The sequence below is a fragment of the Acidobacteriota bacterium genome, from assembly GCA_040756905.1.
In the GTDB taxonomy this organism is placed as follows: domain Bacteria; phylum Acidobacteriota; class Aminicenantia; order JBFLYD01; family JBFLYD01; genus JBFLYD01.
In genome coordinates, this window is the sequence record JBFLYD010000017.1 from 1 (window position 1) to 20,091 (window position 20,091).

13 protein-coding genes are annotated in these 20,091 nt (G+C 35.5%); 7 read left to right on the forward strand and 6 right to left on the reverse strand.

What is annotated here, in order from left to right; translation table 11 throughout:
* On the reverse strand, nucleotides 1-585 hold a 585-nt coding region (locus tag AB1410_02195), incomplete at its 3' end, for a redoxin domain-containing protein (GenBank protein ID MEW6455513.1).
* Nucleotides 586-613: 28 nt separating this feature from the next.
* Complete coding sequence (locus AB1410_02200; protein MEW6455514.1) at nucleotides 614-1,612, reverse strand: BF3164 family lipoprotein; 999 nt, start codon at nucleotides 1,610-1,612, stop codon at nucleotides 614-616.
* Nucleotides 1,613-2,447: 835 nt separating this feature from the next.
* Here AB1410_02200 and AB1410_02205 point away from each other — a divergent pair.
* Genes AB1410_02205 through AB1410_02225 form a run of 5 tightly spaced genes read left to right on the forward strand, consistent with a single transcriptional unit; the run spans nucleotide 2,448 to nucleotide 7,870 of the window.
* Nucleotides 2,448-4,016 (forward strand): sodium:solute symporter, encoded by a 1,569-nt coding sequence (locus tag AB1410_02205; protein MEW6455515.1) that lies wholly within the window; start codon nucleotides 2,448-2,450, stop codon nucleotides 4,014-4,016.
* A gap of 9 nt (nucleotides 4,017-4,025) precedes the next feature.
* Nucleotides 4,026-4,322, forward strand: a complete 297-nt coding sequence (locus AB1410_02210) for a hypothetical protein (protein ID MEW6455516.1) — start codon at nucleotides 4,026-4,028, stop codon at nucleotides 4,320-4,322.
* Complete coding sequence (locus tag AB1410_02215) at nucleotides 4,315-4,437, forward strand: hypothetical protein (GenBank protein ID MEW6455517.1); 123 nt, start codon at nucleotides 4,315-4,317, stop codon at nucleotides 4,435-4,437. The genes AB1410_02210 and AB1410_02215 overlap by 8 nt, the downstream gene beginning before the upstream one ends.
* Nucleotides 4,430-4,567 (forward strand): hypothetical protein, encoded by a 138-nt coding sequence (locus AB1410_02220; protein MEW6455518.1) that lies wholly within the window; start codon nucleotides 4,430-4,432, stop codon nucleotides 4,565-4,567. Before AB1410_02215 ends, AB1410_02220 begins: the two co-directional genes overlap by 8 nt.
* Before the next feature lie 24 nt (nucleotides 4,568-4,591).
* Nucleotides 4,592-7,870 carry a glycoside hydrolase family 38 C-terminal domain-containing protein gene (locus tag AB1410_02225; GenBank protein MEW6455519.1) on the forward strand — a complete coding sequence of 1,093 codons (3,279 nt, stop codon included), beginning with the start codon at nucleotides 4,592-4,594 and terminating at the stop codon, nucleotides 7,868-7,870.
* Between the two features lie 38 nt (nucleotides 7,871-7,908).
* Here the strand turns inward: AB1410_02225 and AB1410_02230 are convergent, their stop codons facing one another.
* The 4 genes from AB1410_02230 to lysA form a co-directional block, all read right to left on the reverse strand.
* Nucleotides 7,909-10,971 carry an efflux RND transporter permease subunit gene (locus AB1410_02230; GenBank protein MEW6455520.1) on the reverse strand — a complete coding sequence of 1,021 codons (3,063 nt, stop codon included), beginning with the start codon at nucleotides 10,969-10,971 and terminating at the stop codon, nucleotides 7,909-7,911.
* 29 nt (nucleotides 10,972-11,000) lie between these two features.
* Nucleotides 11,001-12,230, reverse strand: coding sequence for an efflux RND transporter periplasmic adaptor subunit (locus AB1410_02235; protein MEW6455521.1), 1,230 nt, complete (start codon nucleotides 12,228-12,230; stop codon nucleotides 11,001-11,003).
* A gap of 17 nt (nucleotides 12,231-12,247) precedes the next feature.
* Complete coding sequence (locus AB1410_02240) at nucleotides 12,248-13,516, reverse strand: TolC family protein (protein ID MEW6455522.1); 1,269 nt, start codon at nucleotides 13,514-13,516, stop codon at nucleotides 12,248-12,250.
* A 648-nt stretch (nucleotides 13,517-14,164) separates the two neighbouring features.
* Nucleotides 14,165-15,535, reverse strand: a complete 1,371-nt coding sequence (gene lysA / locus AB1410_02245; GenBank protein MEW6455523.1) for a diaminopimelate decarboxylase — start codon at nucleotides 15,533-15,535, stop codon at nucleotides 14,165-14,167.
* A gap of 489 nt (nucleotides 15,536-16,024) precedes the next feature.
* Between lysA and hutU the strand changes: the two genes are divergently transcribed.
* A complete protein-coding gene (gene hutU, locus AB1410_02250) occupies nucleotides 16,025-17,689 on the forward strand; it encodes a urocanate hydratase (protein ID MEW6455524.1) in 1,665 nt (554 codons plus the stop codon).
* Nucleotides 17,690-17,699: 10 nt separating this feature from the next.
* Nucleotides 17,700-20,081 carry a DEAD/DEAH box helicase gene (locus tag AB1410_02255; protein ID MEW6455525.1) on the forward strand — a complete coding sequence of 794 codons (2,382 nt, stop codon included), beginning with the start codon at nucleotides 17,700-17,702 and terminating at the stop codon, nucleotides 20,079-20,081.
* Nucleotides 20,082-20,091: the final 10 nt, after the last annotated feature.

The following is a 20,091-nucleotide window of genomic DNA, read 5'->3' on the forward strand; positions in this document are numbered from 1 at the left end:
AACTTTTTCAAATTCTGATTTCATCGAAAAAGTGGCCGGAATAAATCGGAATGGGTGGCCACTTTCAATCAGAATCAGTGGCCGGTTTGAATCGGAATCGATGGCCACTTTGGATCGGAATATACAAACAAGAGATTTGAATATTTTTCCTCTATCAAGAGCAATAGGAATTGTTATATCTTTTTTATTTATAAAATCATTAATTATTTTTATATTTTGGTCAGAAATTCCTACCACTTCTATTCCTTTATTTTCATAAAAACTGATATTTCTCTGGGCATTTATTAGATAGCTGTAACAGACATCACAATCGCTGAATTTAAAATAGATTAGAAGAAGATTATTTGATTTTAGTTCTGATAAATCAATATAATTATTGTCAAAAGTTTTAAAAATAAAATTAGGAAGATAATCACCTTTCTTATAAATTTGAGCATCCTTTTTTTGAGTGGGTTTTTCAAATTGGTTTTTTGCAATCTCTGTAAGAAGGAGATTATATTTATTTAAAAGAGATGAATTTTTAAGAATTAGTATTAAATTTAATGATATAGAAAAAATCAAAATAATGAATAAAATAGAATGCAAAAATTTTGACCTCATATTTGAATCTTTCTTATGTCTCAATTTTAAATTTCCGTACTATAAAGTCTTCATCAATAATGTAAATTGTATTGTTTGAGATATTAAACTCTTCTATGAAATAAGGAAAATACATTTCTCCTAAATAATTTCCCTCATTGTCATATTTAAATATGATTTTTGATGCCTGAAACTTTTCTGTCTCCCTTGAAATAGAAGCTAAAATATAAATATCTCCTTTCTCATCGACTCTGATCCTTTTATTTATAAGAATAGGAATTGGGTTTAAGTCTTTTAAATTCGTTGGCTTAATTTTTTTCTCTGTGAAAATTGATTTAAGCTCTTTTATTTTTTTCCCATCTTTGTTAAATTTGATTATTTTGTTCAAAAAAAGATAAGCAACCCAGATGTTTCCATTTTTATCCATATCCATTGAGGAGTAATTTAACAAAGAGAAAAAGGAAAGATTTAAAGGTTTTAAATATTCACAAAAATTTAAGTCAACTTGATTATTTAAAAGATTTACTCTATGGCCGAGATACCCTTCAGTAGAACCTTTTAGTTGTAAAGATACAGCTGCAAATGAGGAAAATTTTAAAATGTAAAGATAATTCTGAAAATAATTAATATTTTTTACTGAATATGGTGTATTTATACTTGATACATACTCTTCATTTTTATTGAAGAATAAAATTTTTCTTTTGCTTGGGTCAGCAATAAAGATATTTTTATCTGTTAATTCTATATCAACCGGTTCAAGCACCTGATCAGGCCCTTCTCCTCCTTTTACTATACTTTTTAAAAACTCTCCATTATGGTTAAATTTTTGAACCCTTTTATTTTTTGTATCAGCGATAAAAATATATTTATCATCTTGAATCTCTATATCCTTCGGTTCATGAAACATATAGTTTTCATCATTCTGAATGCCGATTGCAAAATTTTCCTCTTTTACATGGATGACTCTTATTTCAATAGATTGATTTCTACATGATATCAGAGTAAATAATATAATAATGAAACTTAATAACACTACGATATCAGATTTTTTTCAGCAACCAAATATTCCAAAAACCCAGCAGCAAGCTAATCTCATAGAGCAATTAAAGTTATCCAGAGAATAGTATCTAGAACATTGTAGATTACAGTAATATTCCATTAATCCTCTTGTAGTTTTACTACAATTGTCGTGGCATCTTATAGCTCTATTATGAGCACTTCTTACGCATTCATCATATTCGTCGCCACATGCTCTCCAGCCATAGACTGGTTTTGGCATCAATAGAAAATATGAAACTATCCCTAATACTATAAACACACCCAAAGAGATTGAAATTAATTTTTTCATCTTTTACCTCCATTAAAAATATAGCAATTGAGATGCCATAATTAATAAAATTTATAATTAATTGATAATTAAGAAGATATAATTTTAAAAAAGTAAAAATATGGATTAATATTCTTGCAAATGTTACACTCTGATGTTACATAAAAGGAAAAAATCATTTATTTTATTATGTCTTTGAGAGTGTAACATGTTACACCTAAAATTGTAACATGTTACAGTGTTATTAATTTATTTAAAAAGATTTTTTTTATATTAATACAAACGAACTAAATAATTTGAAATGCAGGGCAAGGCTTCAGCCTTGTATTGCGCAACCCCCGAATCAACCCATGAAACAAGTTCAGGGCAAGGTTCGGGGCAGGCTCTAAAGGGTGCCCTACATATATATAATACAATATAGCAATAAATATATCGCAATGTCTTTAATCCTTTTTTTAAAAATATTGTTGAACTCAGAAAATTAAAAAAATATAATTAGAGAATAAAAAATGAGAAAAATCGATATAAAAAGAAATACATAATGATCAAGTTTGCATTTCTCGATTGGCTCTGGCTATTTCTATATCTTGTTTTAATGACAGGATGTGGGATTCTATTTTACAGACTTGGTAAGCGTTCTGAAGCTGATTTTTTCCTCGCAGGTCGGGGGCTTCCCTGGTGGATTCCAGGAATGAGTGTTTATGCTACCCATACTGCCACTGATACGCCAATGTGGGTTAGTGGTGTAATTTACAAGCATGGGCTCAGAGGACTATGGTATACATTCTTTTCTGCCTGGTGCGCCATAGCGGCCTTTGTTTCTGCCCGTATATTCCGTCGTTCCCTTGCCTATTCCCAGGCTGAATGGCAGAGCTTGCGCTATTCTGGACTGGGAGCTGAGCTCCTTAGAGGATGGATGTCCGGATGGGGTGCCTTCCTTAACATGTTTATTCTCGGCTGGGTGGGAATGGCAATGGGGAAGCTCTGCAACTATCTTTTTGGCTGGCAAAACTGGATAGGTCTTGTTATCCCATCCATAATTGTGGCTATCTATGTCCTATCTGCAGGTTTCTGGGGGGTAGTGATGGCTGATTTCCAGCAGGGTATTATTGCCTTCTTTATAATCTTAATAGCTTCACTGTGGGGAGTTATGGTGGCAGGAGGTCCATCCGCTATAGTAGAGAAACTTTCAAATATTGGTGAGATATGGAGACTTGATCCTTTTAATTTCACAGGCTTTCTAAGAGGAGAATTTCCTTTTGCCTGGTTCATTACAATGATCTTTATAGCAGTACTGGGTGGGTTTGGAATGGGAACAAGCATAGACTGGTATGCTGAAGCCCAGCGTATCCAATCCTCCAGAACTGTAAGGGATGCATCCTATTCTATCTGGTGGGGAACAGCTCTGACTCTTACCAGAAATTCTATCTGGGCAGTTGCCATCATCGCCTTCTTTATTCTCCACCCTGGATTGACCGATCCAAAAGAATATGAGATGGCATGGTATCGTGTAGCATTTGAAAATCTACCCATAGGATTAACTGGATTTCTGTTTGCAGGCGTAATTGCCATTCACTTCTCTACTATCTCAACCCATCTTAATCTTGGAGCTGTCTATCTCACAAGGGACCTGTATCATCATTACATTAATCCAGAATCCAGTGAGAAGATGCTGGTTCTTGCAGGAAGAATTTCTACCGCACTCCTCCTCATAGGTTCCTTTATATATGGAAGCATGATGGAGGAGATAACAAAATGGCTGATTTTTGCTCTATGGATTATGGGAGCAGGAATGTGGTTACCCAACATCCTCCAGGTTATATGGTGGAGATTTAATAGCTGGGGATATCTTTCAGCATGGATTGCAAATCTTGGCATGAGCTGGCTCGTTGTCTGGATTCTTCCTTCCTTTGGTCTCATTCCAGAGCTTCCTGATTACCTACAGTTCTGGGTTCTTATGTTCCTGACAGCCCTTGTGTATATACCAGTGACTCTGCTAACCAAACCGGAGGATATGCGTCACCTTACAAGATACTATGCCATGACTAAACCAATTGGATGGTGGAAAACAGTGGAAATTGAGGCGAAAAAGCTTGACCTTCTCAAATAGGAGGCAATTATGGGTATTATAAGAAGAGAATGGAAACCAGAAGAAGCGGATACCTGGACAAAGGAGGATGTAATTTCAATAATCATTTCTCCTGTTTGCTATGCTCTTTTGATGATAGGATTGGCATTGGTGTGTCTACTGAGAAATGAAGGCTTTATTATCCTCGGCATAGGGATTTTTTTAACATGGATTCTCCATTGGATTATTGATCCAAAACTTAGAGCCATCTCAGAGGATTACGAAAAAAGGCAGAAAGATTATCTGGAGCATCTCGATAGGATTATAAAGTGGAGGGAATATGAATAAGGGGTTATTTATTGTCATAGGAATGACCATTGCTTATGTGGTCTCATTTCTCGGTCTTATTCTTGCCTATTATTCCTACAAAAAAAGAAAAAGAAAGGGAAGGAAGGATGAATGAACAGATTTTAATCTATGGAATAATTATTCCTGCTACTATTTTTATCCTATCATTTTCTATAACCTATCTTTTATACAGAAGATTTTCTGTAGAGCTTCAAAAAAGGGATAAGGAATCTTCTGAAAAATAAATTGCAATCATGAAGGAGGTATGCATGAAAAGAAAAGCTAAAATATTTATTCTTTCTTTTATTTTAATTCAGATCCCTGTTATTGCTGGAAAAGATGTTCAATCTGTTATAGACCAGCTTCAATCAGCCATTGATACCAATGTAAAAAATTGGATCTTTACAAAGGATGTAACAATTGATCCCCTCAAGATTGAAGACTTTTCCAGTTGGGAACCATACAAGCTGGGAAAAGATATTGGAGGAGAAACTGCCTGGTTAAAAGGAAGCATAAGGCTTCCTAAAAAATTTCTTGGTTATGATGTTTCAGGGAGTAAAGTTTTTCTTAATCTTGAACTTGATGATGCTGGTCTTCTCTGGACTAATGGTGTTGAGAAAGGGCGTTTTGAATGGAATGGAAGATATGTTCTAACCGATTCTGCCCTGCCAGATGTGGAATACATACTGATTTTAAGAGGGATTAATTATGGCGGACCGCTCAGATTGCTAAAGGCATCTATAGAAATTGAACCTGCTGTAGAACTTGTAAATAGAATAGAAGATTTGATTTTAAGTCTGAAGACAAGCAAGAAGCTCCTTAGCTTTGATACCTATCAGAGAGGAGCATGGATAAGCTATGATCCAAAGATAGATAAATCCATCGTTCCAAAGAAAAGAAAGCTGAATTTACAAAAAACCCTGGATGAGGGTTCATTATTAATAGACACAAAGGCTCTGGAAAATGGAGATCGAACTGCTCTTCTTAATTCTCTGGATAAATCACTTAAAAGTTTGAAGCCAGTAAAGGATTTTATCAAGGAATTTACTCTGGAACTAATTGGGAATGCACACATAGATGCAGCCTGGCTATGGAGGAAATCAGAAACCATAGAGGTTTCTAAAAGTACCTTTGATAATGCACTCAGATTGATGGATTCTTACCCTGATTTTACTTTTGCTCAGAGTTCTGCTTATTACTATAAATGGATGGAGGATTTATATCCGGAGACCTTTAAGGGAATCAAAAGTAAAGTAAAAAGCGGTTACTGGGAGCTTGTGGGCGGGATGATGATCGAGCCTGATTGCAACCTCATAAATGGAGAATCTTGGGCAAGGCATATCCTTTATGCCAAGCGATATTTTAGAGAAAAATTTGGAATAGATGTGAATATAGGATGGAATCCAGATTCTTTTGGATACAACTGGAATATGCCTCAGATTTATCTAAATGGAGGTATTAACGCTTTCATTACCCAGAAGATCTCCTGGAATGATATAAATGTCTTTCCCCATCGAGTCTTCTGGTGGGAAGGACCTGATGGTTCAAGGATTCTTGTATACTTCCCCTTCAGCTATGTCTATGATTTTAAAGATCCATTTAGATTGGTTGACCAGCTCAGACAATTCGAAGCCAACACTGGCTTCCGCAATATGCTTGTTCTTTATGGAGTTGGAGACCATGGTGGAGGACCATCTGAAGAGATGCTAAAAGTTATCGCAAGGCTTAAATCCCTTCCCATATTTCCCACTGTAAAATTTAGCACCTCAAAAAAATATTTCGAGGATTTTCTTCTCAAACAGGACTTGAGCAAGATACCAGTCTGGAACGATGAGCTTTACCTCGAATACCATCGAGGAACTTTTACTACCCAGGCAGAAATAAAAAGACATAATAGAATAGCTGAGAATCTCCTGGCCAATGCAGAAGGGATATCTGTAGTTTCTCATCTTCTTGGAGGATATTATAATCGTGAAGCTTTTAAAGAGGCGTGGAGATTGGTTTTATTCAATCAATTCCATGATATCCTTCCCGGTTCAAGCATAAGGGAAGTTTATGTTGATGCTTTGAAGGACTATGAGATAGCTGAAGCTCTGACCAAGAAAGAAATGGAAAAATCCCTTAAATATATTGCCTCAAAGATCAATACGAGTGGAATTAAAGGGGAGCCTCTGATTGTTTTCAATCCATCACCATGGAAGAGAAGAGATGTAGTAAAAATAGAAATTGCAAGAAAGGCAAGAAACGAGGAAATAGTTAATTATATTGTTGCTGATCCTGACGGAAAAGAGATTCCATCCCAGATAATTAGTTTAAAAGAAGGGCTACCGCCGGATATAACACCAAAAGCCTTGCTCTTCGTAGCTGAGGATGTCCCAGCGTTCGGGTATAAGGTTTTTGACCTGCAGAGAATTGAGAAAAAAGAGAAGCTACAAAAAACATGGCCTCAGGGAGATTCTATAGAAAATGAATTTTTTAGAATAAAAATGGACAGGGAGAAAGGCTGGATTAAAAGTATTTTTGATAAAAAGAATGGAAAAGAGATACTTTCAGGAGCTGGAAATTTATTACAGCTTTTTGGAGACAAGCCTCCTCGTTGGGATGCATGGGATATTGGATATACTGGGAAGGAATGGACTCCAGGATTCAGAAAATTGGAGCTAATTGAAAATGGTCCAGTTAGAAAAGTTCTAAGGGCATACCTTGATTTTTTCAATCCTGAATCAAAAGCAAAAAGACTAAATGCAGAGCCAACCCTTAATTATCCAAATTCATTCTTTACCTGCGATACAATCCTTTACGATAAAATTAATCGGATTGAATTTAAAACACAGGTTGATTGGTGGGAAGAGCATACATTGCTTAAAACAGCATTCGATGTAGATGTAAAGAACAATATGGCAACCTATGAGATTCCCTTCGGTTCTATTCAGCGCCCTACCACAATGAATAACGACTGGGAGAAGGCTCGCTATGAGGTTCCTGGCTTAAAATGGATTGACTTTTCGGCAGAGGACTATGGAGTGAGTATACTTACAAGGTCAAAATACGGATATGATGTCCATGGGAATCGCATGAGAATAAGCCTTCTCCGTTCACCCAAAGACCCTGATCCCACTGCAGACAGAGGACAGCATGAGATTGAATATGCTCTTTTTCCTCATAAAGGATGCTGGAGAATGAACAATACTCCCCGCCTTGCATATGATTACAATAACCCTTTAATAGCATTTTTATCAGAAAAGCACGATGGCTCATTGCCCATCTCCAATTCCTTTCTCAATTTAGAGCCGGAGAATATTATTCTCTCCTCCCTGAAACTTTCTGAAGACGATAAATCAATAATTTTAAGAACCTATGAAGCCCATGGTAAGGACACTGAAGCCAGGATTGTGTTACCTTTTACTCCCGAAGAAGTTTTCACCGTTGATTTCCTTGAAAAAACAAAAGCCAAAGTAGAATTCAGTAATAATACAATAAAGATCTTCATGCCAAAGAACAAGGTGGTCACCTTAAAAATTATTTTAAAAAACTCATCCGTATTATAAAATAAAAAATAAAGAAGTTAGGAAGCATTAAAGACTGATTAAGTCCTTATTTTCGCAAAGATTTCATAGAGGAGGGGGAGAATTATCAATCTCAAAAGAAGGGCAAAGATAAAACCTCCAATGTAAACAACTGCTAAGGGCTTATGAATCTCAGAGCCTGTAGAAAATCCAAGAGCTAAAGGAATAACCCCTACTATCATTACCATATCCGTCATAAAAATCGGCCTGAACTTTGTTAATGCACCTTGAATAACAGCTTCCCTTAAAGGATATCCTTTATTCCTCAATTCATTTATCTTTGCTACGAGAATAATATCATTCTGAACACAAATGCCGAGAAGAGCGATCATCCCTATTGCTGAAGAGACATTTATTGTCTGTCCTGTTACGAGAAGCCCTATTATCCCTCCAATCAAAGTGGATGGAGCATTTAGTAAAATCATGAATGCCTGTCTCATCGAACCGAATGAGGAAAAAAGAATTACAAACACAATCAGAGCAACAAGAAGCATGAACCATGTTAATTGTTTTATTGCTCTCTGCTGGCTTTCAAACTGACCTCCGAATGTTACAAAATATCCCTTAGGCAATGAAACTTTCTTACTTATTTTTTCTTCTGCTTCTTTTACAAAGCTTCCCACATCTCGGTTCACCACATTGCAGAGAATGATTTTTCTTCTCATTAAATTTTCCCGAAAAATAGTCTGGGGACCTTCACTTTTTGTTAACTCAGCAAGTTCAGAGAGAGGAATCCTCTGTCCATCAGGAGAATCTATAAGGAGATTTTTTATTGTCTCTTCATTATTTCGATATTCCTCGGGAAGCCTGATGAGCACAGATGTAATTCTATCTGGCTCATAAACATCCGTGACCTCTATTCCATTCAAAGCTGTTTCAATAACATCTGCTACCTGCTCAACGGGGATGCCGAACCTTGCTAATTTTTCTCTTTTTAATCTAATAATAAGCTGAGGAATTCCGGTGGTCTGTTCCACTTGCAAATCTGCAATACCTTTTATATCTGAAAGGACTTCTCTTATTTCTCCTATTTTTTCATTCAAAGTTTTTAAATCATGGCCGAAAAGCTTTACTGAAATCTGTCCTTCAGTTCCTGTTAGCATTTCAGCGAGCTTATTTGCAATCGGCTGTTCAAATATATAGGCTATCCCTGGTATCCTGTCCAGTTCTTTTCTCATTTCCAGGGTCAATTTTCTAAAATCTCTTTTCCTTTTTTCTCTTGGCAGAAGTTCTATCATGTAATGACTGTGATTTACAGGATGAAGGTGCTCTGATGCTTCAGCAGTTCCCGTTGTCCTTGTCACAGAAACTACTTCTGGAAAAGACAAAAATATCTTCTCAATTTTTCTTCCCGTTCTAATTGACTCCTCCAGAGAAGTTTCTGGAAGCATTACTGTTGATGCTATTATTGAACCTTCATCTAAAGGAGGAACAAATTCTTTTCCTAAAAAATTGTAACAAATTCCAGCGATAAAAATTAAAATAAAGAACACAATCAAAATCGACTTTTTATGTTCAAAAGCTTTTTTCAATACAGAAAGATAAAATTTGTTGAGAAATTCTATGATAGGGTTTTTTCTATCTGAAAGATATTTTTCCTTTAAAACTACTGAAGCTAAAACAGGTTGAAAGGTTATGTTTAAGACTAACGAACCAAAAAGAGCTGCAGCCACAGCAAAAGCTGTGGGTTTAAACATCTTTCCTTCTATTCCGTGTAATGTTAGCAAAGGAATAAACACTAAAATAATTATAAGGCTTGCTGAAAAAAGATATTTCCCAACCTCTCTGGCTGCTTCTGAAGTCATCCGTTCGTTTGAAGCTTTTCCTTTTTTCTCTTTAAGAATCCTGAATATATTCTCGACCATTATTATAGACCCATTTGCCATCTTGCCAATTCCAATCGCAAGACCTCCGAGAGACATAACAGTTAAGGATACATTAAAAATTTTCATGAATATTAAAGATATCAGGATTGAAAATGGGATCGTAAGTGAGGCAATTAGAGCGCTCCTGATATTTCCCATAAATATGAGCATGATAAGAATTATTAGAACACCCCCTTCTATAATCGACACTCCAACATGTTTAAGAGATTTTAAGATTAAGATTGATTGGTCATAATAGGGTTTGATTTTTATGGATTCGAGTAAATCTTTTTCAATCTGAGAAAGAGTTCTTTTAATGTTAGCAATCGTAGTTAAAGTATCGCCTCCATATTGCTTTTCAACTGTAACATTCACTGCTTCTTCTCCATCATGACTTGCAGCCTCCCTCCTAAATTTTTCGCCTATTCTTACATCTGCTACATCTTTCACATATACAGGAACATTATTTCTTGAAGTAATAACTGTATTTTTAATGTGCTCTAATTCCTCTATTCTTCCCAGCCCTTTTATCAGAATCTCCTGGGAGCCCTTTCTGATTATCCCCCCAGAAAAATTTCTGTTACTTTTTTCAATAGCATCTTTTATTTGACTAATAGTTAGCTTGTAATTTTTTATCATTTCAGGTTTTAGAAAAACCTGGTATTGCTTTACAAATCCTCCTAAATTTATGACAAACGAGATCCCAGGAGTACCCTGCAATCTGTAACGAATAATCCAATCAGCTGTACTTCTTAATTCCATCGGATCAACCCCATCTCCTGTAACAGCAAACTCAAATACCTCTCCCATTCTTGAAGATATAGGCCCTAAAATTGGCGGAGACGTTCCGATCGGTAATCTTCCTGCTATTAGCTCCAATTTTCCAAGAACGATCTGTCGGGCTAAATAAATATCTGTTCCCCAGTCAAATTCTACTGTCACAACAGAGTTTCCTGTGGTTGATTCAGACCTAACTCGAGTTACATGAGGTTCACCATTCATCAAACTCTCAATTGGAAAAGAGATTAACCTCTCTACATCCTCTGAAGCCATTCCAGGGTTTTCCGTAATAATCTTAACAAGAGGGGCATTAAGATCAGGATAAATATCTTTTGGCAACTGAAAATAGACTAAAACTCCGATAATAGCTGTTAATATTGTTATGAATATAATTAAAAGTTTATTCTTCAATGAAAAATCTATAAGCTTATCGATCATGTTGTTTCTCCTTTCTCATTAGACAAACTTTAGTGAACATGACCTTTTTTTAAAACTTCTTCGTGGAGCTCAGATTTAAGCTGATAATTTCCTTTTACAACAACCTCATCTCCCTTTTTTACTCCCTTTAGAATCTCTGTGTATCCATTATAGCTACTGCCGACTTCTACTTCCTCCACGAGAAAGCCGTCTCCTTTTTTTAAAAAAACAATCTTTCTATCTCTATCATCTAATATCGCCCTCTCTGGCAAAGCGATAACTCTATTTTTTTTATCAATGAAAATTTTTATATCAGCAAACATCCCGGGCTTTAATTTATATCCATTATTTATTACTTCAGTTCTTACAGTAATTGTTCTGGTTTCTTCATTCAGAGTATCACTTATAAAACTTACCTTTCCGGAAAATTTTTCTTCTTTAAAAGCTAACACTGAGATTTCAACCTCCTGAGCTATTTTAATTTTATCAATGTCTTTCTCATAAATTTCAGCATCGATCCAGAGAACTGTAGGGTCCATGATGGTCAATATTTCTGTTGTTTGATCCACCATTGCTCCAAGAAATGCATTATTTTTAATGATTTTGCCAGCAATTGGAGCATAAAGCACTATAACAGGGCTGATCTGGTGAGTTTCAATTAAAATTTTTATCTGTTCTTCGTTAAATCCGAGCAGATGCAATTTTTTCTCAGCGGCATTCAAATTAGCCTGGGCAACTTTATACTCAGCTTCAGCTGCTAAAAGATTTTTTCTCGCTCCTATATCCTGTTTGAACAATCTCTCCTCTCTTTCATAATTTGCTTTAGCGAGTTCATAATCAGCTATTGCTTTATAAAAAATGGATTTTGCCTCCCCTACTTCAACACTTTCTAACTCTATAAGCTTTTGTCCTTTTTTGACCCAATCACCTATCCTTACATAAATCTTTGAAATCCTTGCTGGAAAAACATAACTGACAATCGCGATTCTATTCTGAGGTGCAATAACTTTTCCCACAGCTTGAAGAAACAATTTAAAAGGTCGATATTCCGCTTTTACAGTTTCGATTTCGATAATTTTTTTTGTTTCTTCAGACAAATGAATAATTTTATTTCTATCAGAATTTTCATGAATATTATTATTTTTCTGTTCTTTATACTTCTCAGTTAAGCGTGATTCATTAGAACAACCCAGAAAAAGTTGAGCAAAGGCAGCTAAAAGGACGACTACAAAAAACAAATTCTTTCTTTTCTTCATTACATTAAAAATATTTATTTTCATTCCGTCTCTCCTCCAATTTAAATTTTCTTTCCTATTGCTTTTTCTAACTCAGCAATAGAAAGATTATAATTAAATAAAGCCTCCGCATATGATTTTTTTGCTTCAATCAAAGTCCGTCTTGACTCAATTAGGTCAAGGCTCCCTACAGCACCTTCCTGATAACTCAAGATTGTCATTTCATAGACCTTCTCTGCCTGCTTTAATATCTGCTCCTCAAATAACCTGATTTGATTTTCCAAGGCAATGGAGTTTAAATAGGCCTCTTCTACCTCAAGAGAAATTAAATTTTTAATGTATTCTAATTCATATTTGAAAGAGTCAATATTAGCTTTTGCTTCAGCAATTTCTCCTTTTTTCCTCTGCCAGAAAAAAACTGGCAGCGATAAAGAAAAAGCCACTCTTCCAAAATTTTCTGCTGATTCTTTGATTCGATGTTCAGATACATTCAAATTAAAATCTGGCATGTAACCTAAAGAAGCATATTTGTAAGATAAATTCTCCCTTTCAATCGAATTATTTATTTTTCTCATCTCAGGTCTGTTTATAAAAGCTAAATTTTGCAAATCTTCCAATTTTAATCTGAGAGGCTCTCTTTTCAGTTTACCAAGAATCTCTAATGGTTGATATTTTTCTCTTGCCAGTAGAAAATTCAATCGTGCTATTGATAACTTTATTTCATTTGTAGCTATTTTTAATTCATTTTCTGCCTTGGCTACTTCTACTTCAGCCCTTAAGACTTCAAATCTTGCAACATCACCTGTTTCATATTTAATTCTTGCCTTATCAAAGAAATCTTTCGAAAGACTTAAATTTTCCCTTGCATAACTTTCAATTTCATGGGATAAGAGCAACTTATAAAATGCTTTCGCTAGCTGAAAAATCAAATCCAATTTTATAATTTCTACTTCAGCTAAAAATTCATCTGACTCTTTTTTTGCTATTTTTCCTCTTAAAAATCTCTTTCCAGGAAATTCTAATAATTGATTCATCCCTAAATAGGATTCCTTGGCCTCTCTGAAATTAAAAAAAATTGGCTGAAAATCAGAATCGTAAGCAATCTCTGGTTGAGGAAAAGCTTTTGCCTGATATACTCTTGCTTTTGATGCTTCATATCTCTTCAATGCAGATACAATCATTGGATTCTTATTCAAGGCTATTGATACACATTCATCCAGTGTTAAACCATTTACAGATGAGGAGATTTCTTTAGAAGATACACTACAGGTTAGTAGAAACATCACAGTAAACAATAAGGTAAAACTTTTATTTTTTTTCTTAAAAATCATTATTTCCTCCCTTGCGAAAGATTTAATCTTTCGATTCAAAACAATTAAAGGAACTTGTTAAGTTTTTTAAATTATGGGAGGATCTCTTGAAGAAAGATTTCTGATAAATATATTATGGAAATTTAATGGATTGCAAAGTTTTAAATTATATAAAAAGTATACCTGAGGTAATTGAAAACTGGATATATCATCAGTTCCAATAGAAGATTTATGATAATTACAGGCAGGACAATATTTGCTTTCAAAAAAATTAGTTTCTACATGAAAGAAATCGATAAAAAAAGCAGTTGAGGAAAATAAAAGAAAAATTAAAACATTGAATAATAATTTTTCTTTTCTCATTTTATAAATTTATACAAGCTTTTAATTTTTCAGCAGAATTCCTCTTGCTTGCTCTTTCAAGTTCTTCCATATAAGTTTTTTCCCTTATACTTAAATTTTTACCATTTTGATATTGCAATATCCAAATTTTCTCCAATTTCGATATTATTATATCTAAATTTGTATATTTGTCAAAAAATTCTTAACATGGATAAGTTTCATATTAGGAGTTATCAATGAAGCTCTGCTTCAGCTCTGAAATTAAGCCTTAGCTCTATGAATATCTAAATAAATTAATAATTAACTAAAGGTTTTCAGTAAAAATATCTATTTTAAAAATTCAGGTATTAACTGATTTCTTAATAAATCCTTGTAGCTTTCTCTTTCCCTTATTAAATAATATTTTCCGTTTAAAACTAAAACCTCAGCTGGGAATGGTCTTGAATTGTAAGCGGAAGCCATTGAAATTGCATATGCTCCAGCATCGAGAAATGCTAATAAATCGTTTTCTTCAACCTTTGGAAGTAATCTATCCTTTGCTAAAATATCACCTGATTCACAGAGATTTCCAGCTACATAAACCTCTTCTTCTGATTTTTCATTCACCCTGTTTGCTAAAACCACTTCATGGTAGGCATCATAAAGAACAGGCCTTACGAGTGTGTTAAAACCAGCATCCACTCCTATAAATTTTTTAAAAGGAGTTTTTTTGATTGTGCTGACTCTTGTAAGAAGAATTCCAGCATCTCCTACAATCCATCTTCCAGGCTCCAGGTATAAAAGTGGTTGTTTTAAATTGTATTCCTTGATTTTTTCTTTGATTGTCTTAACTATATCTTCTGCAAAATTCTTGATTGGAACACTTTTCATATCTTTCTTATATCTGATTCCAACTCCTCCTCCAACATCTATAAAATCAAGTTCAACCCCCAGATGATTTTTCAATTTTCCTGCAAGGTCCATCAGTTTTGAAGTTGCCTCTTTATAAGGCTCAGAATCAAGAATCTGTGAACCAATGTGCATATGTATTCCTGAAATCTTAAAATATTCAAAACCCTTTGCAGATTTATAAGCCTCGAGAACAGAATCTTCATGGATTCCAAACTTGCTTTTCCATAGGCCTGTCGCAAGATGGGGATGAGTCTCAGGAGAAACAGATGGATTAACCCTGAATGAAACTCTTACGATTTTTTTCTTTTCAGCGCAAATTTTTTTCAGCCTTTCCATCTCATGGATTGAATCAAAATTAATTATCACTCCTGCATCTAAAGCCATTCGGAGTTCTTCATCTGTTTTATTATTTCCGGTAAATATAATTTTTTCTGGCGCAAGGCCGATTGTCATCGCCACATACAATTCTCCTCCTGAAACAATGTCAGCTCCAGCTCCCTGATTTTTTAAAATTTTTAATACAGCTAAAGATGTATTTGCTTTATAAGCATACTTAATCTCAACTTTTGGATATAATGAATCAAAAGCCCTCAGGAATTCTTTATATCTTTCAATGATTCTGTTACCATCGATCACATAGAGAGGAGTGCCAAATTCTTCAGCAAGATTTACTACATCAACCCCTCCAATTGTTAAATGATTTTTCTCATTTATACCTAAATGAGTCTTCTCTTCCAGAAACCATTGTTTTCCCTGGGAATAAAGACTTAAAATTATCATGAAAAAGATTAAAAAAACTCTTCTCATCTCTAACCTCTCAAGTTCATAAAATTAAATCAGATATATTATATTGGGAATAATTCAATTTTCAAGCATTCAGTCCAAAACAAAATTCTAAGATTGACCTCTCAAAAAAATCCGAATGCATATTTAATTATCAAGAGAGGTCAACCATCCCTTTCGCTCAAGAGATAGTCTTTCTTATGTTTTATATAGTGATCAGCAAGGGTGACTTCGAAAACACGCTGTATTTTCCCCAGCGAGGAAAACTACAGCTCGGCACTCATGCTCCGCTCTTCCTCCCCAATTCCTTGGGGAGGAAACCATGCCCGCTACGCATTCGTGACGGTTTTCTTCGCCACCCTTCCTGCTCACCCTGTCTCTCTGTAGATTTTGATCCTTTTTAATATATCGCTCAGAAGATGGTTGACCTCTCAAAAAAAATTCCAATGTCTCCTTAATTTTAAAAATTTAAATTAAAAATAAATTTCAGTATAATAACCTCAGGAGGAAAAGATGGGAGCAGTGGAATATAAATATGAATATAAAGAAGTGAGGGCTCCAAGAGGCTCTGCAATTACCTGTAAAGGGTGGGGACAGGAAGCTGCGATGAGAATGCTTATGAACAACCTTGACCCCGAGGTTGCAGAAAAGCCGCAGGAGTTAATAATATACGGAGGAACCGGAAAGGCAGCCAGAAACTGGTTATGTTATCATAAAATAGTTGAAGCTTTAAGAGATTTAGAGAATGATGAAACTCTTTTAATTCAATCGGGAAAACCTGTTGGAATCTTTAAAACCTACGAGGATTCCCCAAGAGTTTTAATTTCAAACGCAATGGTTGTTCCAGCCTGGGCTACATGGGATGAATTCAGGCGTCTTGAGGCGATGGGACTTACAATGTTTGGTCAGATGACAGCAGGAAGCTGGATTTATATAGGAACCCAGGGAATTTTACAGGGAACATACGAAACCCTTGCTGCAGTGGCAAAGAAACATTTTAGAGGCTCTTTAAAAGGGAAGCTTGTTTTAACAGCAGGCCTCGGAGGAATGGGAGGCGCCCAACCCCTTGCCATAACGATGAATGAGGGAGTTGGAATTATCGTAGAGGTTGACAAAGAAAGAATCCAGAGAAGACTCAAAACAGGATATTTAGATATGATGGTAGAGAATTTAGATGAAGCCCTTGATAAAGCTTTTGAGGCAAAGAAAAAAGGAGAGGCTCTTTCAATCGGACTCCTTGGAAATGCAGCTGATGTTATTCCTGAATTCGCAAGGAGAGGAATCGTTCCGGACGTTCTTACTGACCAGACATCTGCCCATGACGAACTAAATGGATATGTTCCCAATGGAATTCCATATGAAGAGGCTCTTAGACTGAGAAAAGAAAATCCTCAGGAATACATTAAAAGATCTATGAAAGCAATGGCAGAGCATATGGAAGGCTTGCTTAAACTGAAGAGAATGGGTGCAATAGCTTTTGACTATGGAAACAACATAAGAGGACAGGCATATAAGGAAGGTGTTAAAGATGCTTTTGAAATTAACGGGTTTGTTCAGGCATACATAAGACCTTTGTTCTGCCTTGGAAAAGGCCCTTTCAGATGGGTTGCTCTTTCAGGAGACCCGCAGGATATAATCGAAACTGATAAAGCTGTATTAAAGCTATTTCCAGAGGATGAAACTCTCAAAAGATGGATCACTATGGCAGAAAAAAAAGTTAAATTTCAAGGACTTCCAGCGAGGATATGCTGGCTTGGTTACGGAGAAAGGGCTCAGTTCGGGGAAAGAATTAACAACCTCGTAAAAAAAGGCAAAATAAAAGCTCCGATAGTAATCGGAAGGGACCATCTTGATACTGGTTCAGTTGCATCCCCTAATAGAGAAACCGAGGGAATGAAGGATGGCTCGGATGCAATCGCTGATTGGCCAATTTTAAATGCCTTGCTTAATGCTGTATCAGGTGCCACATGGGTATCTGTTCACCATGGAGGAGGAGTGGGTATAGGGCTTGCAATCCATGCAGGAATGGTAATCGTGGCTGATGGAACTGCAAAAATGGCAAAAAGATTGAATAGAGTCCTTACATGTGATCCCGGAATCGGAGTGGCAAGACATGCTGATGCAGGATATGAAGAAGCAATAAAAACCGCCAAGGAGAAAGCTATAAAAATTCTTTGATTGAATTAATATGGATGATAATTTCTATCTTTCGGAAGAATCTGATAAGGACTCAAGGATAATTGAAGCCCTTGATAAAATAGAGTTCTTAGCAAAAAGTGAAAACTCATCTATAAATATTAAGGAAATTTCGTCTCGAGAACCAAAATATGGAGAGTTTCCTGAATTTTTAAACCCTGACCTCATTGAGGCGATAAGAAAAATCGGGATAAACTCCCTTTTTTCCCATCAGGAAAAAGCTATAAAACATATAAATGACGGAAAAAATGTAGTAATTGTAACACCCACAGCATCTGGCAAGACTCTCTGTTACAACATTCCTGTTTTAAATTCAATCATAAATGAAATTAGCCCAAGAGCATTCTACCTTTTCCCTACAAAAGCTCTCTCCCAGGATCAAAGAGCCGAGCTGGATGAAATTACAAATAATTTAAATTTAGACATAAAAATCTTTACCTATGATGGAGATACTCCCCAGGATGCAAGGAAAGCCATAAGAACACAGGGTCATATCATAATCACAAACCCTGACATGCTTCATACCGGAATACTACCCCATCACACAAAATGGATAAAAACTTTTGAAAATTTAAGATATGTGGTGATTGATGAGCTTCACCATTATAAAGGAGTTTTTGGAAGTCATTTGGCAAACATAATAAGGAGACTCAAAAGAATATGTAAATTCTATGGCTCAAAACCTCAATACATTCTCTCATCCGCAACAATTTCAAACCCGAAAGAATTGGCAGAAAAAATGATTGAGGAAGAAGTAACTCTTATCGATGAAAATGGCGCACCCTCAGGAGAAAAATATTTTGTCTTTTTTAACCCTCCGGTTGTTAATCGGAGTTTGGGAATCAGAAAATCTTACGTAAATGAAACAAGAAATTTATCGACAATATTTATCAAAAATAAACTACAAACAATCATATTCACTCAAACGAGACTACTTACAGAGGTTCTTGTAAATTATTTAAAGGAGGGAATCGAAAAAGGTATTAAAGATGAGGGTTTAATTCGAGGATACAGAGGAGGGTACCTTCCTCTCAAGAGAAGAGAGATTGAAAAAGATCTAAGGGAAGGGAAAATTCTTGGGGTTGTTTCCACAAACGCCCTTGAACTTGGAATAGACATAGGTTCCCTGGATGTATCAGTTTTAGCAGGTTATCCAGGTACAATCTCTTCAACATGGCAGAGAGCAGGAAGAGCTGGAAGAAGGAAAGGAAAATCGGTTGCAATTCTTGTCGCCTCAAGCTCACCTCTTGACCAATTCATCGTAAATAACCCTGACTATTTTTTTGAGAAAAATCCAGAGAAAGGACTTATTAATCCTGATAATCTATCAATTCTTTTAAGCCATATAAAATGTGCTGCTTTTGAACTTCCCTTTGAAAAAAGGGAGAAATTTGGAAATGAGAATTTAGAAGAGTTTCTGAAGTTCCTCGAAGAGGACAAATTCTTACATTACACAGATGATAAATGGTTCTGGATTTCAGAATCCTATCCAGCTGATGCAATAAGTTTAAGATCTGTAACATCGGACAATTTTGTAGTAGTTGACATAACTGGAAGACCTAAAGTAATTGCAGAAGTTGACTATACTTCTGCTCTTGAGGCATTGCATGAAAAAGCAATATACATGGTTGAAGGAGAGCAATACTATGTGGAAAAGTTAGACTTTAATGAAAGAAAAGCCATGGTTAAAAAAGTAAATGTTGATTATTTCACTGATGCTATAACCTACACAAACCTTAAAATACTGGATGTATTTCAAAGAAAAAAAGAGTTCAACTCTTATGCTTCAGAAGGAGAAGTTCATGTTCAGAGTCAGGTAGTCGGGTTTAAAAAAATAAAATTTCACACAATGGAAAGCGTTGGAGCCGGAGAACTCAGCCTTCCAGAACAGGAAATTCATACATCTTCTTACTGGGTTACGATACCAAAAGACCTGTACCAGAATCTTCCTTTTAAGCCTGATGAGAAAGTTAGCGGCATTTTTGGTATCTCCTATTTGTTCCATCACATAGCTCCTCTTTTTTTGATGTGCGATTGGAAAGATTTAGGAGTAACAGTAGGAGATAACTCCACAGGACAATCTCTACCAAACAGAAATGTGATAGAAAAAAGGATGAGGACTATGAGGTCAGAGGTAGCTGCTTATTCGGGAGAATTCGAACCAAATATTTTTGTCTGGGATAACTACCCAGGAGGAGTAGGGTTCAGCCAGGGATTATATGATTGCCATGAAGAACTGATTAAATCATCTATCGATATTATAAATTCCTGCCCATGTTATGAAGGATGTCCCTCATGTATAGGACCATCAAAAGAAACTGGAAAACTGGCAAAGAAAGTGGCTTTGTATATTCTGAATAAATTACTAAGTTAATTTTTAAAGT

What these genes read in the sequence shown, in the direction of transcription:
- hutU (MEW6455524.1), top strand. Translation starts at nt 16,025, where the DNA reads ATGGGAGCAGTGGAATATAAATATGAATATAAAGAAGTGAGGGCTCCA.
- AB1410_02240 (MEW6455522.1), bottom strand. Translation starts at nt 13,516, where the DNA reads ATGATTTTTAAGAAAAAAAATAAAAGTTTTACCTTATTGTTTACTGTG.
- AB1410_02210 (MEW6455516.1), top strand. Translation starts at nt 4,026, where the DNA reads ATGGGTATTATAAGAAGAGAATGGAAACCAGAAGAAGCGGATACCTGG.
- AB1410_02235 (MEW6455521.1), bottom strand. Translation starts at nt 12,230, where the DNA reads ATGAAAATAAATATTTTTAATGTAATGAAGAAAAGAAAGAATTTGTTT.
- AB1410_02220 (MEW6455518.1), top strand. Translation starts at nt 4,430, where the DNA reads ATGAATGAACAGATTTTAATCTATGGAATAATTATTCCTGCTACTATT.
- AB1410_02225 (MEW6455519.1), top strand. Translation starts at nt 4,592, where the DNA reads ATGAAAAGAAAAGCTAAAATATTTATTCTTTCTTTTATTTTAATTCAG.
- AB1410_02230 (MEW6455520.1), bottom strand. Translation starts at nt 10,971, where the DNA reads ATGATCGATAAGCTTATAGATTTTTCATTGAAGAATAAACTTTTAATT.
- AB1410_02255 (MEW6455525.1), top strand. Translation starts at nt 17,700, where the DNA reads ATGGATGATAATTTCTATCTTTCGGAAGAATCTGATAAGGACTCAAGG.
- AB1410_02205 (MEW6455515.1), top strand. Translation starts at nt 2,448, where the DNA reads ATGATCAAGTTTGCATTTCTCGATTGGCTCTGGCTATTTCTATATCTT.
- lysA (MEW6455523.1), bottom strand. Translation starts at nt 15,535, where the DNA reads ATGAGAAGAGTTTTTTTAATCTTTTTCATGATAATTTTAAGTCTTTAT.
- AB1410_02215 (MEW6455517.1), top strand. Translation starts at nt 4,315, where the DNA reads ATGAATAAGGGGTTATTTATTGTCATAGGAATGACCATTGCTTATGTG.